The organism is Bradyrhizobium sp. T-12 (genome assembly GCF_058314695.1).
In genome coordinates this window covers 5,487,082-5,501,591 of the sequence record NZ_CM177756.1, presented here as the reverse complement: position 1 = coordinate 5,501,591, position 14,510 = coordinate 5,487,082, and the positions used below count along the sequence as shown (strand labels likewise).

The 14,510-nt window shown below is 63.3% G+C and carries 15 protein-coding genes; 7 read left to right on the top strand and 8 right to left on the bottom strand.

The features are described 5' to 3' along the window. Positions 1-21 precede the first annotated feature (21 nt). From AC0WRY_RS26275 to AC0WRY_RS26255, 5 genes are all read right to left on the bottom strand, one after another. Positions 22-810: an acetoacetate decarboxylase gene (locus AC0WRY_RS26275; RefSeq protein WP_194403685.1), complete on the bottom strand. Its 789-nt coding sequence runs from the start codon at positions 808-810 to the stop codon at positions 22-24. A 118-nt stretch (positions 811-928) separates the two neighbouring features. Next, the gene (locus tag AC0WRY_RS26270; protein WP_194403684.1) at positions 929-1,840 is read right to left on the bottom strand and encodes an MBL fold metallo-hydrolase; all 912 of its coding nucleotides are present in this window, start codon (positions 1,838-1,840) and stop codon (positions 929-931) included. Positions 1,841-1,930: 90 nt separating this feature from the next. Then, positions 1,931-3,148, bottom strand: coding sequence for an NAD(P)/FAD-dependent oxidoreductase (locus AC0WRY_RS26265; protein ID WP_194403683.1), 1,218 nt, complete (start codon positions 3,146-3,148; stop codon positions 1,931-1,933). Positions 3,149-3,675: 527 nt separating this feature from the next. Beyond that, the gene (locus AC0WRY_RS26260; protein ID WP_194403682.1) at positions 3,676-4,620 is read right to left on the bottom strand and encodes a helix-turn-helix domain-containing protein; all 945 of its coding nucleotides are present in this window, start codon (positions 4,618-4,620) and stop codon (positions 3,676-3,678) included. 51 nt (positions 4,621-4,671) lie between these two features. Further along, positions 4,672-5,616, bottom strand: coding sequence for a helix-turn-helix domain-containing protein (locus AC0WRY_RS26255; RefSeq protein WP_194403681.1), 945 nt, complete (start codon positions 5,614-5,616; stop codon positions 4,672-4,674). 435 nt (positions 5,617-6,051) lie between these two features. Between AC0WRY_RS26255 and AC0WRY_RS26250 the strand changes: the two genes are divergently transcribed. Continuing rightward, positions 6,052-6,984: an AraC family transcriptional regulator gene (locus tag AC0WRY_RS26250; RefSeq protein WP_194408413.1), complete on the top strand. Its 933-nt coding sequence runs from the start codon at positions 6,052-6,054 to the stop codon at positions 6,982-6,984. An 8-nt stretch (positions 6,985-6,992) separates the two neighbouring features. Here the strand turns inward: AC0WRY_RS26250 and AC0WRY_RS26245 are convergent, their stop codons facing one another. Together AC0WRY_RS26245 and AC0WRY_RS26240 are read right to left on the bottom strand one after the other, a co-directional pair. Then, positions 6,993-7,913 (bottom strand): catalase, encoded by a 921-nt coding sequence (locus AC0WRY_RS26245; RefSeq protein WP_194403680.1) that lies wholly within the window; start codon positions 7,911-7,913, stop codon positions 6,993-6,995. 21 nt (positions 7,914-7,934) lie between these two features. Further along, complete coding sequence (locus tag AC0WRY_RS26240; RefSeq protein WP_194403679.1) at positions 7,935-8,213, bottom strand: hypothetical protein; 279 nt, start codon at positions 8,211-8,213, stop codon at positions 7,935-7,937. 407 nt (positions 8,214-8,620) lie between these two features. Here AC0WRY_RS26240 and AC0WRY_RS26235 point away from each other — a divergent pair, with 407 nt between their 5' ends. Next, positions 8,621-9,445 (top strand): YiiX/YebB-like N1pC/P60 family cysteine hydrolase, encoded by an 825-nt coding sequence (locus tag AC0WRY_RS26235; RefSeq protein ID WP_491121623.1) that lies wholly within the window; start codon positions 8,621-8,623, stop codon positions 9,443-9,445. Positions 9,446-9,524: 79 nt separating this feature from the next. Here AC0WRY_RS26235 and AC0WRY_RS26230 read toward each other — a convergent pair whose 3' ends face one another. Next, a complete protein-coding gene (locus tag AC0WRY_RS26230; RefSeq protein WP_194403677.1) occupies positions 9,525-10,505 on the bottom strand; it encodes a LysR family transcriptional regulator in 981 nt (326 codons plus the stop codon). A 102-nt stretch (positions 10,506-10,607) separates the two neighbouring features. Here AC0WRY_RS26230 and AC0WRY_RS26225 point away from each other — a divergent pair, with 102 nt between their 5' ends. Genes AC0WRY_RS26225 through aroE form a run of 5 tightly spaced genes read left to right on the top strand, consistent with a single transcriptional unit; the run spans position 10,608 to position 14,496 of the window. Further along, the gene (locus AC0WRY_RS26225; protein ID WP_194403676.1) at positions 10,608-11,552 is read left to right on the top strand and encodes a ketopantoate reductase family protein; all 945 of its coding nucleotides are present in this window, start codon (positions 10,608-10,610) and stop codon (positions 11,550-11,552) included. A gap of 4 nt (positions 11,553-11,556) precedes the next feature. Then, a complete protein-coding gene (locus AC0WRY_RS26220) occupies positions 11,557-11,943 on the top strand; it encodes a VOC family protein (protein WP_194403675.1) in 387 nt (128 codons plus the stop codon). Between the two features lie 13 nt (positions 11,944-11,956). Then, complete coding sequence (locus tag AC0WRY_RS26215; protein ID WP_194403674.1) at positions 11,957-12,427, top strand: MaoC family dehydratase; 471 nt, start codon at positions 11,957-11,959, stop codon at positions 12,425-12,427. Beyond that, on the top strand, positions 12,424-13,665 hold the full coding sequence (locus tag AC0WRY_RS26210; RefSeq protein WP_194403673.1) for a CaiB/BaiF CoA transferase family protein: 1,242 nt from the start codon (positions 12,424-12,426) through the stop codon (positions 13,663-13,665). The genes AC0WRY_RS26215 and AC0WRY_RS26210 overlap by 4 nt, the downstream gene beginning before the upstream one ends. Before the next feature lie 3 nt (positions 13,666-13,668). Beyond that, complete coding sequence (gene aroE / locus AC0WRY_RS26205) at positions 13,669-14,496, top strand: shikimate dehydrogenase (RefSeq protein ID WP_194403672.1); 828 nt, start codon at positions 13,669-13,671, stop codon at positions 14,494-14,496. The last annotated feature ends 14 nt before the right edge of the window (positions 14,497-14,510 follow it).

The window sequence follows — 14,510 nt, the reverse complement described above, 5'->3', positions numbered from 1 at the left end:
CTTGCATGATGGTCGATCCGATCAGCCGGCATTCGCTTCGATCAGAACCCTTGGTCCACGCACGGCAGCGCCAGGGGCGAGGTAGTCGTGGATCACGTTGCCGAGCCCAAGCGTCAGGTCGGCAACGATGTGCTTGGCGGACAACACCTGGAGAACCGGCAGCTCGGCGACGGGAGCCAGCGCATGCGAATAGAGATCCAGCGCGGCTGGCCCGGTCCACGCGCCCTTCACGTTGATGTCTTCGAGGTGGTAGCGCACCAGTTCGCAGATGCGCGCCGTGCCGTCGACGTGAGGGATGATCTTGAGCAGGAAGTTGGGGCCTGCGAGTTTTCGGGCTTCGAGCGCTGTGTCGAGCGTGCGGTGCTTGTAGCCCATGGTGCCGGTGGCAACCCGGACCGAACCGTAGTTCAAGGTCCCGACCAACGTATCGGTCTCGACGGCGAGTTCCGGCTGCGCAAGCTTCTTCGGAAAGCCCCAGAGTTCGCGCCCGCCGGCAATCGGCGGATGATCGTTGAGAAACATCTGGTGCGTGAAGCTGCCGGTCTCGCCCCGGAAAGATACCGGAATCACTTGACCGCTTTCGGTGTAGTCGCCGAAGCCGGTGGAGTCGGGCATGCGGATGAATTCGTAATTCACCACCGGCTCGGTCAATTCGAGCGGTTCCGGCACGATCCGGCGCAACGCCTCGGGATCGGTTCGGTACTGAATGATGAAATACTCGCGATTGACGAAGCGATACGGGCCAGGCGGAAAGGCCGGGTTCGTCAGCGGCATCGCAAACGCGCTCGCGCGCAGGGTCTCGTGTTTCATCGAGGTCGAGCTCCAGGAGGGGTGTGGTTGCGCGGGCCGCGCTTCGGCGCGGGAAACGCGGCCCGTATCGGATGAAGCGCTGACCGGGCGTGCCTGCCGGCACTAACCCGACAAGCGATCAGTAGTCCCAGAACGCAGGCACCCAACGAAAGGCGTCGCCGGCCACGGCCACATGGCCGACGGATGGGAACGGCATATGCGTGGCCACCAGCAACCCGCCGGTTTCCGCCAGCTCGCGCAAAAGGCTGGTGCGTGCGCGGGCCGCTTCCTCGGGGTAGTGTTCGAAGCCGTTGTGCCAGTCGGGGTGTTCGAACCCGACGGCAAACACGAGGTCGCCGGCGAACGTCAGCCGGTCGCCGCCGGACGCCAGGCGGACGATGCTGTGCCCGGGCGTGTGACCGCCGGTGCGGTGAATGACCACGCCCGGCGCCACTTCGTGCTCATCCTCGAAGAGCCGAAGCTGGCTACGGTACTCTTTCGCGAACCGTTTGGCCGTCGCCCGAAGCGCATCCGGGAAGCCGTCCGGCATCGAGACGCGGGAGAAATCGGGCGATTCCCAGAACTTGACCTCGGCGGCCGCCACGTGGATCTGCAGGTCCGGGCGCAGTTGCTCCTTCACGCCTTCGACGAGCAGCCCGCCAACGTGGTCCATGTGCATGTGGGTAAGCACCACGTCGGTCACGGAGGCGAGATCGATGCCGGCGGCCTCCAGCCGATGGATCAATTGTCCGGCCCGAGGAAGGGGAAACTCCGCACCCATCCCGGCGTCGATCAGGATCGTCCGGCCGCCGCTGCGCACCACGACCACGTTGAGCGCCCAATCGAAGGCGTCCGGTGGCAGGAAATTGTCTTTCAGCCAGGCCGCGCGGATGGCGGGTGCTGCGTTGTGAGCCAACATCGCGCCCGGCAGCGTCAGCACGCCGTCGCTGACCACCATCACGTCGATCTCGCCGATCCGCAGTGCGTAACGCGACGGGACCAATTCATCGGGCACCTTGTTGCCGGTGTACGAGGGGTCGTGCAGGTTCATATTTCTCTCCTGTTACATGGTTGCTGCTGGTGGTCTTGTTCGGGCAGGCCGCGCCGCCGGCGCGGAGCGCGGCCCGCTTCGCGTGAGCTTCTAGAAGAAGCCGCTGACATCGCCGACACGCTCCGGATCGGCCGAGGCAAGAGCGGCAGCGCGCTCGGCCTTCGGCGGATATATCCAGACGGTGTTGATCTCCTGCTTGGTCTTCTTGGCGGTGTCGCCGACCATCGTCACCTCGCGCTCCCAGCCGCGGGTGAACACCGCGTCGGCTTCGCCGAGGTCGAGGCAGGTGACGTATTTCTCCTGGTGGTAGCGCTTGGTCGGAACGCCGAGCAGCTCGGCAGCGGCGTTATGGCCGGCAAAGGCGCCCATTCGCGTGGCGTGCTGGCACGACATCAATGCGTAATTGCCCTCATCATCGCAGGCGGCGCGGGCGGCGTCGCCGGTGGCGAACACGCCGGGTACCGACGGCACGCGCAAATCACGGTCGACGAGGAGCCGGCCGGAATTGTCGCGCTCGGCGGGGACCTGTGCGGTCAACGGAGCCGCGCGAATGCCGCCGGCCCAAATCACGGTCTCGGCCTCAATGTGTTCGCCTGACGTCAACGTGACGCCCGATTGGTCGAGCGAGGCGACGCCGGCGCCGAGCCTGGTCTCCACGCCGCGCTTGTGCAGGGCGTCCTCGATAACGGGGCGGGGACCTTCGCCCATGGCGGAAGCGATCGCGCTGTTGCGGTCGACGATGATGACGCGCGGCTTGGCGTTCTTGCCGAAGATCGCGCGAAGCCGCGCCGGCAATTCCGTCGCCGCCTCGATTCCGGTGAATCCGCCGCCGGCAACGACGACGGTGTCGCGCCCGTTTACCGCCGGCCGATCGGCCAGGCTGTGCAGGTGCCGGTCGAGGGTCATCGCATCATTGAGATTGTCGACGCTGAAGCCATGTTCGGCGAGGCCCGGAATGTCCGGACGGAACAGCCGGCTGCCGGTGGCCACGACAAGCCGATCATAGGAAAGGCTCCTCTTCGCACCTTTGGCGCCGACGATTTCCACGGTGCGAGACTTGGTGTCGATCGTCTCCGCGCTGCCTTGCACATAGACAACGTCGACAGCCTTGAGGACATCCGTAAGGGGCGCCGTCAGGGTCTCGGGCTTCGGTTCATAGAGTCGCGGGCGAACCACGAGCGTGGGCTCGGGTGCGACCAGCGCGATCTCGAGCTCTTCGGGTGAGACGCCCTGGATGTCGCGCAGGCGGGCGGCGGAAAGTGCGGCGTACATGCCGGCGAAGCCGGCGCCGATGATGACTAATCGCATGTGTCTACTCCTCTGGTTTGACTTCTCGGACTCGCGCGTCACCGTTGCCGCTCCCGCATCCGGAATGGCTTGTCGCGATCGGCGATGACGCGAAGGCGTGAAATGGATTGGTCGAGCGCCTAAGGCGCGGTGCAGCCCGGCGTTGTCATGGAAGGACGCTCGCACGCTGCGTGACAGCCACGGGAAACCGCTGGCCGGCGAAATTGAAAGGCGATCGACTCGCTGGGCCTCAAGGGCCAGTCATCGTGGAAGATGGAGACCCCGGCTCTGCTCATGATCGACGTTGTCGACGGGATCGGAATTTCGACTTCCTCCCCCGTTGCCGAGGTAAAGCGGACGCTGAGTGACAGTCCGTACACCAGCGCGGTTGCGATGACCCGGCGTCGCGGCACAATTGCAAGGAGGGCGACACAGTGCTTCCAGGCCATTGCTTGTCTCCGTCCGTTGTCGATGTTCATGCCGCAAATCTACGGGATCGGAGCTGCGGCCGCGCCAGCGCGATTGACGCGGTTGCAGAGAGATTGCTGTTAACGCATGCGACGGCGCCATTGGCTCGGCGTCTCGCCGGTCAGCTTCTTGAACGCCGCCGTAAATGCGGTCTGCGATGCGTAACCGAGTTCTGCGGCCACCACCTCGATCGACGTATCGGTATCGCGCAACATGTTCATGGCTCGCTCGAGCCGCTGCTGGCGCAGCCAGGCGTGCGGCGAGAGCCCGGTGCTTTCCTTGAAGGCGCGGCAGAAATGGAAGCGCGACAGGCCGGCGTCCGATGCCAGCGCAGCGAGCGAAACGTCGGCATCGCTGCCCGAGCGCAGGCGTTCGATCGCGCGGCGCAGAGCATGTGGGGACAGCCCACCCATAATCGGTTCGAACGTGACCAACTCGCCAGTATGCGCAGCCAACAGACGTGTGGTCAGGAGATCTGTCAGCTGGTGTCTGAACAGGGCATCCAGGGTCGCGTTGCCCTCCAGCACATCCGCGGCACTCATCAGCAATCCGGATGTGATGGAATCGGGATGTCCCGTCCGTTCCAGAAGATCGCCGGGAGCGGAAGCGCCGGCCTCGCGAGCCACGCGTTCGAGCGTCATGTGTGGAAGGTAGAGCTGGATGACATCGACAACACCGGGAATATCCCATCTGGCGCTTGAACCAGCCGGAATGATCGTCACAACTCCCGAACGCGCCGTCCCGGTCACAGCCGATCTCCCGGTGCGCCGCTCCAGACGCTGAACGCCGGTGGGGTAGGTCATGATGACGTGGTCACGCATAGGCTCGACCACGTCGTGCAGGGCCCCATGCTTCCAATGGGCGATGGCTCCATTGGAGGGGTCTGACGCCACCTGCAGCGGTGCAGTCTTCAAGACGCGCGCCATCTCCGCTTCGGCAGCGCGCTGCTGGGTGTCCGGTGGAGCCTCGCGGCCGGGTGCGGCCAGCAGGGCCTCCAGGGGATCGTTGTCGACCGGTCTCTTCATCGAGCCGTTCTCGCGTTTGGAATGCTACTCGTCATCCGCAAGCAGTCGCCGCTACTGCACGCCTCGTCGCCAATCGCTCGGGGTTTTGCCGGTCAAGCGCCTGAAGGCGGCCGCGAATGCGGTCTGCGAGGCATAGCCAAGCTCGGCCGCGACCGACACGATCGATGTGTCGGTGTCGCGCAGCATGTTCATGGCCTGCTCAAGGCGGTATTGCCGCAGCCAGGCATGAGGGGAGAGCCCGGTACTTTCCTTGAACGCGCGGCAGAAGTGCGAGCGCGACAGGCCGGCGTCCGAAGCGAGAGCCGCAAGCGAGACGTCGGAATCGCTGTCGGAGCGCAAGCGTTCGATGGCGCGAAGCAGGACCTTTGGCGAAAGCCCGCCCGTGGCCGGCTCGAAGGTGGTTGGCGAGGCGGTGTGCACAGCCAGCAGACGCGTGGCGAGGAGGTCTATGAGTTGATGTCTGAACAGCGTGTCGAGTGCGCTGTTGCCCTCCAGCCCATCGGCCGCGCTCAACAGCAATCGGGATGTAACGGGATCGGGATGCCCCGTTCGTTCGAGGAGATCGACCGCTGCGGCAGTGTTGGTTTCACGGGCAACCCGCTCGAGCGTCGCGGTCGGAAGATAGAGCTGAACCACATCCACGGGTTTTGGGATATCCCACCGGGAGCTCGATCCTTCCGGAATGACGATCACAGCCCCGGGACGGAACGTTCCCTTCGCGACCGATCTTCCCGATCGGCGCTCCACGTGCTGCACCGTGCCATTGTAAGCCATGATGACGTGGTCGCTCATGGGCTCGACGACGTCGTGCAATGGGTCATGTTTCCAATGGGCGATCGCAGCACCGGAGGGATCCAATGCCATGCGGACCGGTTCGGTGTTGAGGACGCGCGCCATTTCCACATCAGCGGCATGCCGGTCGGCGTTTGGCGACTTGTCCCGATGTGCTGTGGTTGCATCGGACAGGCTTGTGGAGGGATCGATCGGCTTGCTCATGGCGATGCGCTTGCTTGAGGGAATTGCACTCGCGCCGGAGTGGCCTGCCTGCGTGAAGCCTCTGCTTCCTTCCGCGGTATCGTGCCGCTAGGCGCCGCGAGTTTGTCGGGGTGCGTTCTAGGCGCGTAGAACTACGTGGTCTTTCCCAAAGCAACCGCGTCTTGTCTGATTCTGCTCAAAGCGCGCTGGCGGCCATTTTTGATCGGCTGCCGTGGTCTGATTGACGAGGGGCGAGCATCGCAACCAGGCGCGGTGGGCATTGAAATCACTTCGAAAAATCGCTTTGTAACCATGATGGTAGCCAGTCCTCACAATTGCGTTTACCGCCGCCGTGACCCTAGACCTCCGCACCCGGATACCGGATACTGCGCGCCGGAACGGAGTGTCGGCGGTGCGTCGAACGGCCCGATCGACCTCCACGAATGGTCCAAACACATGATGCATGCGAGCACCTTCGGACAGAGGGTCAGGCAGCAGTTGCACCTGAGGGATGCACCGCCCTCGCTGATCACGCGTTCACTGCGCGGCATCGAACTCGCGGTCACCGAAACCCAGGTTGATAACCCGATACCGGGTCGTTCCGGCTCCGTGGCCGATGAGGCCTATTTTGTCAGTCTGAAGCTTCACGATTACCCGGACTGCGAGCTCTGGGAAAACGGCAAGTCCGTCGGGAAGGCGGATGTCAGGGCCGGTACGACATATCTGTACGATCTCAGGCGCGATCCGGGTTTCATCATCGACAAACCATTTCATTCCCTCCACTTCTATCTTCCGCGTTCAGCGCTCGACCGCATCGCCAGGGAATCCGGCACACCGCCTGTTGGCGACCTCGCCTGCCAGTTCGGCTTCGGCCATGACGACGAGATCATGCGTCATATCGGGACATTGCTGCTGCAAGGGCTCAGCCGACCGGCCGAGGTCAACCAGCTTTTCATCGATCAAATGATGCTGGCGTTCACCGCGCACATTGCCCAGGCCTATGGCGGGTTGCAGAGCACGACCGGGCCCGCTCGCGGCGGCCTTGCCCCGTGGCAAGTGAAGCGTGCCTGCGAAAAGCTCGACTCCGACCTCGGCGGGACACTTTCACTGCAACAGATCGCGGCCGAGTTTGGCCTCTCGGTCGGTCATTTTTCGCGCGCGTTTCGAATCTCGACCGGCCTGCCGCCGCACCAATGGCTGCTGCGCCAGCGCGTGGAGGCGGCCAAGCAGTTGATGACCATCGTACGGGACCTGCCATTGTCGGAAGTTGCGGTATCGGCCGGCTTTGCCAATCAAAGCCATTTTACAAAGGTGTTTTCGGCGCAGGTCGGCACCAGCCCCGCGGCATGGCGCCGCGAGGCGCAGGGCACCAGGGAGAGCGGAAGCTGATCCTTCGATCAGCGGCGCCTGGCTCGTGAGATCGTGTAGGCGGCGCGGCGGGCCGCAAAGATCTCGTCGGGCGGATGCCCGATGCCTTCGGCGAGGACTGCCGGATCGAAGACGTATGCATCGCGCTTTTCGATTGCAGTGATCACGATTGTTCCGAGGCGCACCGTCTCCCGGCGGTCCTCGTCCGGCCATCGGATCGTGACATCCAATATGGGGTCTCCGAGGCGGCCGAGCACCGCCATCAGGCTGAACCGGATACCGCGTGCCGCGATCCGGCTTTCCAAATCGTCGTGCAGGAACTCTTCAGGCTCCGTCCTGGCCGCGCCTTCGGTCGGTGCAGCACCTTGGCTGCCGACCGGGACGACCTTGAATTTGATGAATTGAGTCTCGCCATACCGATTTGTCGCGGGAAAGGCGTGGACGGCCCAGTAGGTGGTATCGGCAACGCTTGCGGGAAGCGGATGGGCAGCCACATAGCTTGCCTGATGCGAAGTCTCAGGATAGGCGGCGGAGAACGCCTCGACTTTTTCCGGATCGGGTCGTTGGCCGGACCCGGGAACGCGCGCCTTCAGATACGCCAACATCTGCGCCGGGGTCCTCGCATAGTGAACGGGCGCGCTCTGTGTGAGAATGTCGGAACGATGCTCCGTATCTCCTAGCCTGAAGCTGAACCCGCGCAGCACGAAATTATCAGTGTTCGGCAAGCGGGGATTGCCGCCGTCCAGCGAGAAGCGCGCCAGCACGCGTGATGCGGCCGTGAAACTCTGCGACTTCGTAACTTCTTCCGCTCTGTCTGACGGGATAAAGGTGCCGCGGACACAGCGGCCTCTGGCGAAGCTGGCGCGTGTCTTTGGCGAGACACCGGCCGACGCTTTCAGCGTGTCGACGATCGTCGCGGGCGTGGCAGCGCCGGTTGGGACCCGGATCATGACGATACCTCCGGCGTCTTGCTAAAGCGGCCAGGCGCGGCAGGCATTCGGGCTTTGAAACACAAGCGGCTGGGCGGGCTTTGGCCTCCAGCCCATGCAAAAGATCGGAACGCTGTCTTTGGTCATGATCGAGACCATGGAATCTCGTGTGTGAACCGGTTGCGCCGCAATCCTTGCTCCTTCATCTCCGGTCGAAGCCAAGCGCACCGTCGCTGAAAGGGCGCACATGAAGGTGGTGGAGAGGACTTTCGGCCGCGATGCAAGGGTCGCAGATTGGTTGACGAGATTCTTCCAGATCATCACGTGTCCTTCCATCTACCGTTGACGTCGATACGGTCATGGTAGGGGGGTGGCGCGGCGCCGCCCCAGAGCGATTGATCCAATTGCAGAGCGATTGCTGGCAGTTGTGCGGTGTCGCGATTGGCCTGCGGCCGAACAGGCGAATGTCATGGCACTGCGATCGACCTAGCCGTGCTATTGCCAGGTCAAGGGCGGCCGGAAACGCTTGCGGCTTGCTGCAGACCATATGCTTCCCAAACAGCCTTCGCTGCGGCGCTTGGTAAGCTGACCGATGGACCCCCAGCCGATTGGCGCCCGCGCGTTCGGTAAGAGCAATCGCTCTATGGGTACGACAATCGCTCTGGCGCAGCTCCGGATTCGATTCGCTAGACCATCACAGTGCCCACTCCAAAAAGAGGAGACGAGCGATGGGCTGGATGATCGACAGCGTTGGACGATTGATTGCGCGGCTTCAGAAGCAGGCCAACCGCGGTGAGCCGTTGCCGCCGAACGATTCGACGGCCTTGCGCGACACTCTTCGACCAGGTGACGTTTTGCTGGTCGAGGGCAAGGGTCGCATTTCCAGCGGCATCAAGTATCTCACTCAATCGGCCTGGTCACACTCGGCGCTATACGTCGGGCCGATAGCGGGTTCCGCAACGGACGGTGAGCCTCATGTCCTGATCGAAGCCAACATAGACGAAGGTGTCGTGTCGGCGCCGCTGTCGAAATATCTGCATTGCCAAACCCGCATCTGCCGGCCGGTGGGCCTGAGCGGAGCGGACTGCGAGAAGGTCTGCCGCTACGCTTCCGAACGCATTGGCCTCGGCTACGATTTCAAGAACGTCATCGACCTGATGCGGCATCTGTTCCCATGGCCAATGGCGCAGCGTTGTCGCCGCCGAACGATCGCGCTTGGCTCGGGCGATGCGAGCCGCATCATCTATTCTTCGCTGATTGCGCAAGCCTTCGAAGCCGTGCGTTATCCGATCCTCCCCACCATCACGCACATCGATAGCCAGACTGCGCGGCGGGAAATCGCCGAGCCTCGTCACTCATCACTCTACGCGCCGCGCGACTTCGATATTTCGCCTTACTTCATGGTGGTGAAGCCCACGCTCGCGCGCGGCTTCAACTATAAGGACATGCATTGGACCGCCCGGGGTCGCACTCCACAGCGCACACTCGCTCCAGAGATGGAGAGGCGCGATCGCGCAAGTGGCATGCGCCCACATTTCCCTCTTGACTTATGACATGCGGAATATCCGGGCGGAAAACGCGGAATTCCACGATCCGAGGCGGGAGGCTTTCTTCCTTCCGCTCCATTCGGGACTACGACGTCAAATCGCGTGGCCTTCGTTTCTTGGGCCGGCCGGAACGATAGAGACCCCGCACCTCCTGCTGTTGAAACAGCTCGCCGCAGACGTCACGCAACCATTGGTTTGCCGGGTCGTGATGGAAGCGGGCGTGCCAATATTGCTTCACCGTAAAGCCGGCGATCGCCAGCGGGCAATCGAGCACGCGCAGTCCGTAATAATGAGCCAACGTCTCGCCAATGTGTCTTGGAAGGGTGGCGATCAGGTCAGTTGTCCCGACGATTGCGGGCAACCCCAGAAAGCCCGGGAGTTCGAGCGCAACGTCAAGGACCATGCGCTGCTCCCGTAGCGCGTCCCCGAGCAAGAGATGTCCAGTGCCGGAGCGAATGAGGACGTGGGCCTCACGCCTGAAATCCCTTGCGGTGATGCGGTCGCGGATCCGGGCATGGTTTGCGTTCGCCAGGCAGACCCAATCCTGCGGAAACAGCACCTGTTGGAAGTGCCCGGCATCGAGGTCCGAGATGTAGCCGAGCGCCAGATCGGCCTCGCCAGACTGCAGCATCCGCGGAGTATCGCCGCCGATCTGCGCCGCCTCGATGCGGATGCCCGGCGCAACTCGGCGGACGTAGCCGAGAATGGCGGGCAGCAGCGTGATGTGGCTCGCATCCGTCATGCAGATGACGAAGCGGCGCTTTGCAGTCGCCGGATCGAACTCCGGGCGAAGCTCCGCCAGGCGACGCAGCATCTCCAGGGCCTGTCTGGCCGTGCCGATCAGGGCCTCGGCGCGCGGAGTCGGTAGCATTCCCTCCGCTGACCTGATGAAGAGCGGATCGTCCAGTTCCTTTCGCAGGCGCGCCAGCCCAATCGAAATGGTCGGTTGGCTTTGACCGAGCTTCTCGGCTGCTTTGGTGACACTGCCCGTGGAGAACAATGCGTCAAAGAGCCGGAGCAGGCGCGGCTCCAGCAGGCTCGTCTTGGAGGGGTCCCGGTGCTTCATTGCGATCGAAAATAATGGTTATAAGGATCATAGAATATCCAAATACCGGGCCGCCTGCTAGCACGCTTCCAACGCCAAAACGGGCGAGGGAGAAGCGTTCGGATGAGGATCTGCTTTATCGGAGCGGGAGCCCTCGGTTCGACCATCGGCGGCACGTTGGCGCGCGGTGGAGCCGAGGTCTGGCTGATTGATCCGTTCCAGGCTCATGTCGACGCGATCAATGCCGGTGGTTTGCGGATTCTCGAAGGTGACGCCGAGAGCGTCGTGAAGGTCTCCGCCTGCGCCTCCGCGACGGAGGTCGGCAGCGTCGCGGACCTCGTCATTGTCCTCGTCAAATCCTACCATACGCGCGATGCGATCCGAGCGGCGACGCCGATCATCGGACCGCAGACGGTCGTGATGTCGCTTCAAAACGGTCTCGGTCACGAGGACATCCTTGCGGAGGAAGTTGGTCGTGACCGGGTCATGGCCGGCAAGACCTACGTTGGTGGCGTGCTGCTTGGCCCAGGCCATGTTCGCTCCGGGGTCATCGGCAAGGAAACCATCATCGGCGAACTTGATGGCCGCCTGACGGACCGCGCGCGGCGAATTTCAGAGACGTTCAATCGTGCGGGCATTCTCACGCAGCTCAGCGACAACATCCTGGGCACGATGTGGGACAAGTTGTTCATCAACGTCGCCGGAGGAGGAATTACCACCGTTACCGGGCTGACCTATGGCGGTCTCTATTCACTGGCGATCCTGGAAGATTGCGCGCTGGCCGCAATCTCGGAGGGCATCGCGGTCGCACAGGCTGCCGGTGTGAAGATCTCAATCGCCGATCCGCGCCGCGCCTGGACGATGGCGTCCGCTGGACTGCCGCCCGAGTTCAAGACGTCGATGCTGCAGAGCCTGCAGTCCGGCAACCCGACCGAAGTTGATTACATTCACGGCTCCGTCGTGCGTTGGGGCGCCAAGCACAACGTGCCGACCCCCGTCAACGCGACCCTCGTCGCGTTGGTCAAAGGGCTCGAATACGCCCGCAGCAATTATCCGGGAAAGGCCTGAGACGATGTCGTTGCCGCGCGCCTATGTCGAGCACGTCGCGATCCGCGTGCCGGACGTTGATCGTCACGTCGACTTCTTCCGTGAGGTGCTCGGTCTTGCCGTTCGCGACGAGCAACTCGCCGGCGGTGCGTGCCCACGTCAGGTATGGGTGCTCGGAAGCGTGCAACTCATCGAGGATCCGCATTTTGCCGGACCGGAGGGTCGTCTCGCCCATCTCGGCATCATGGTCGACGATTACGAAGGCGTGCTCGCCCGTGCCGCCGCCTGGGGCGCCAAGGCGTTGCCGGCCGGGCCGAACTGGCTCGCGTTGCCGGGCGGGTTGAACGTCGAGATCTTGCAAGCGAGCGCTGGTGCCGTGGAAGCCGCTTTGGCGATCAATCCCCGTGCCTAGAGGAAGACGCGACATGACCGATGTGCGCTACTGGGACGATGCCAAGGTCGGTGACGAGTGCGTCACCCCCGCGGTGACGGTCACCGAAGCGATGGTGAACGCCTATGCCGAACTAACGGGTGATTTCACGCCTGTGCACGTCGACGAGGACTACGCCAAGACCACGCCCTTCGGCACGCGCGTCGCGCACGGGCTGTTTGGTCTGTCGCTCGCCGACGGTTTGAAGACCCGTGCCGATTATCGCTTCCTTCCGGGAATGTCGCTGGGCTGGACGTGGGATTTCAAGCTGCCGATCAAGCTCGGCGACACCGTGCATGTGAAGTTCCGCATCGGTGCAATGCGCGCCACGAAGCGGGAAGGGTGGGGCATCGTGGTGCTGCCGTCGGAGTTGATCAACCAGCGCGGCGAAGTGGTGCAGCTCGGTGAGCATCGGCTGATGATTCCGATGCGCCCGAAGACCCGCGCTGCAGGAGAGCCAGCATGACCGCGCAAGATCTGCCGCTCCAAGATCTGCCACTCAAAGGCATTCGCGTCATCGACTACAGCCATTTCCTCGCAGGCCCGTCCATGGGCCGTTGTCTTGCCGCGATGGGCGCTGACGTCATCAAGGTGGAGCGTCCGAAGCAAGGCGATGCAGGCCGCGCCCACGGCTATTTTAAGGGCGGCCAATCCGGCTACTTCCTGCAGCAGAACATGGGCAAGCAGGGCCTTTGCATCGATCTGCGCGACAAGCGCGGCCTCGACATGATGATGAAGCTGGTAGACACGGCCGATGTCTTCATCGAGAACTATCGCCCCGGTGCGCTCGAACGCCTCGGGCTCGGCTACAAAACGCTGTCGGCGCGGAATCCCAGGCTGGTCTATTGCTCGGTCTCCGCCTATGGCCACACCGGTCCCTATGCCGACCGTCCGGGTTTCGGCCTGATCGCAGAGGCGATGTCGGGCGCGCTGGCGCAATTAGGAGCCCCCGGCGAAGCGCCACCGCTGCTACGGATGCCGTTGGCAGACATGTACACCGGCATTCATGGCGTTGCGGCCATCAATGCAGCGCTGGTCGGCCGCGTGTCGTCCGGGCGCGGCCAGCATATCGATCTGGCGCTGTACGACTGCATGGTCTCGATGCACGACTATGCGGTTCAGCGCTACTTCCTCTCCGGCGGTACGGACCTGCCGAAGCAGACCGGCAGCGGACAACCGGACTCGACTGTCTACGGCGTTTTCCCAGCCAAAGACGGCAATCTTGTCATCGCCGCCCAGGTCGATGATGCGTGGCGACGATTGGCGAGCCTGATCGGGGGGGACACGTTGGCCTCCGACGAGCGCTTTGCCAAGCCTGCCGCGCGCAACGCCCATTATGCCGAAGCGATGGATATCGTGCGCAACTGGACGCTGTCGCAGCCTTCTCGCGATGCCTGTCTCGCCGCACTCGAGGAGGCGGGTGTTCCGTCCGCTCCCGTGCAGACTATCGAGGAGGTCGTGAAGGATCCGCAGATCCACGCGCGCGGCATGCTGGTCGAGCAGGAGCATCCGGTGCTCGGCAAGGTCACCCTGCCGAACCTGCCGTTCCGATTCTCCGATTGCGACACCACGGTGCGCACTCCAGCACCTCTGCTTGGCCAGGATAACCGCCGCATTGCCGCCTCGCTGGGACTGTCGGCCGAAGCCGTCGATGCGATGGTGCGCGATGGCGTGCTCTACAACGAAGCCGCAGTGCGGGAGTAAGCCATGAGCGATCGTTATGCGGTGATCGGCAATCCGATCGGCTTCAGCAAATCACCTCTCATCCATGGCGCGTTCGCCAAGATGACGGGCCAGGACCTCGTCTATGAGGCGATCGAGGGCCCCCTCAATGGCTTCAGCGAACGGGTCGATCAATTCCGCGCCGAGGGTGCCAAGGGGCTGAACATCACCGCCCCGTTCAAGCTCGATGCCTTCGCCTACGCAAACGAGCATTCCGAGAGCGCCACACGCGCAGGCGCCGCAAACTGCATGAAGTTCGAAGGCGATCGGATCATTGCCGAGAACTTCGATGGTGTCGGCCTTGTGCGCGACATCACCGTCAATCTCGATGTGAAGATGAAGGGCCGCCGCGTCCTGATGCTCGGCGCCGGCGGGGCGGCACGTGGTGCGCTGCTGCCGTTCCTGCGCGAAGAGCCGTCCGAGCTGGTTCTGGTCAATCGAACGCTGGCGAAAGCAGTGGCATTGGCCGAGGAGTTTGCCGGCTGTGGTCCCCTGATGGTCAGCGGCTACACCGAGCTGGCCGATCTCGCCGAGGGGTATGACGTCGTGGTCAACGCGACATCGGCCAGCCTGCGGGGTCAAATGCCGCCGCTTCCACGCAATGTCTTGCGCGGCGCGGAACTGGCATATGAACTTGCCTACGGCAAAGGATTGACTCCCTTTCTGCAGGCGGCTCGCGCGGAAGGCGTCGCCAAGCTCGCCGACGGCGTCGGCATGCTGGTCGAGCAGGCAGCGGAAGCGTTTTCCTGGTGGCGCGGCGTTCGACCGGGCACGGCTCAGGTGATCGCCGAATTGACTGTCCCATTGAGCTGACGGGCGATGCCGAA